Source organism: Psychromonas hadalis ATCC BAA-638 (genome assembly GCF_000420245.1).
Classification (GTDB): domain Bacteria; phylum Pseudomonadota; class Gammaproteobacteria; order Enterobacterales; family Psychromonadaceae; genus Psychromonas; species Psychromonas hadalis.
In genome coordinates this window covers 1-1478 of the sequence record NZ_ATUO01000322.1, presented here as the reverse complement: position 1 = coordinate 1478, position 1478 = coordinate 1, and the positions used below count along the sequence as shown (strand labels likewise).

Below are 1478 nucleotides of genomic sequence, written 5' to 3'. Positions count from 1 at the left end.
TTGCGATAAATTGTTTCCAAAAAGCCTTAAGTGACTGGCTATTTTAAAAACAAAATAGCAAGTAATGTTGAAGCCAATCCTAAATGACGGGTTATTTTGAAAACAAAAGCGCAAGTAATTTTGAAGCTTCCCCTTAATCCAATAGATTCAGTTGCACTGCATGTTGTTCATCTACCCGTATTGCAAGCCCTACAGAAATACCCAATAAGCGAATCGGTTTATCAGCGCTTTTATGCAATAGGTGGTGTAACAGTGTGTTAAATAGCGATAATGATAACTCAGTTGCTTGGCGCTCTGTGTTTTTGATGGTGAAATCAGAAAACTTTATTTTTACGCCTAATTTTATCACTCTCTTTTCATCAAGCAGTTTTTGCAGGCGTCTTGTTAACTCGTCATAAAGTAACACCAGCTCCTCGTGGCATTGATGCTCACCTAATATGTCATAGTTAAAGGTGTGTTCAACCGCCAATGATTTTCGTTCTCGATGAGGTTCTATTACTCGATTATCGATACCACGACTGTAATTGAGTAACGCACTCCCCAATTTCCCAAATTCACTGAGTAGCTTTTCTGCCGAATATTTTTGTACATCAGCGCAACTAAATAAACCCTTTTCAGCAAGTCGCTGTTGGGCAACTTTACCGACACCGGGAATTTTTTTCAGAGGGAGTTTTTTGATAAAGGAGGGGATATCATCAGGAGTGATCACGTACATGCCATTAGGTTTGTTTTCATCAGAAGCTATTTTGGCTAAAAATTTAACGGGAGCAACACCTGCCGAGGCGGTTAAATTTAACTCTTCAAAAATAGCACGGCGAATATCCTGTGCGATATAAGTAGCCGAACCTTTGAATTGCGTACAATCCGTCACATCTAAAAAAGCTTCATCAAGTGATAACGGTTCAACCAGATCGGTATAACGATAAAAAATAGCTTTTATCTTTTTAGAAACTTCAATATAAATCTGCATTCTACCCGGAATAATAAGCAGATCAGGACAAAGTTGCTTGGCTTTAAAACTGGGCATTGCAGAGTGTATCCCAAAACTACGTGCTAAATAATTACACGTTGAAAGCACACTACGTCGATCAATTTTACCACCAATCGCTAAGGCAATATGTTGATATTCAGGGTTATCACGCATTTCAACCGCGGCATAGAAGCAATCCATGTCAATATGAATGATTTTTCGTTGTGGGAGCACTGTAATTTCAGACACAATAATACCTGTTTATTTAGACAGTCTTATTGTGAGTTATTTTAGATAAAAGTGCAACTAATACCAATTACAGTAAATAGCTAATCTATTTTACTGGTTAAAATAACTCACTTCTGCGTTGTAAGTTTTGTAAAGGAAACAACCATAAAAGAATTAAAGTCTTTATTTTAATTCTACCGAAAGAAGAATAACGTAGTTAATCTTTGAAAGGCATCAACTTACGCCTTAAATTGAGCTATTTTTCCTGCGCAAAATTTAG

Annotated in this window: 1 protein-coding gene; it reads right to left on the bottom strand. The window is 36.9% G+C overall.

The features are described from left to right. Nucleotides 1-133 precede the first annotated feature (133 nt). Complete coding sequence (gene dinB, locus G322_RS0119280; protein ID WP_022943285.1) at nucleotides 134-1219, bottom strand: DNA polymerase IV; 1086 nt, start codon at nucleotides 1217-1219, stop codon at nucleotides 134-136. Nucleotides 1220-1478: the final 259 nt, after the last annotated feature.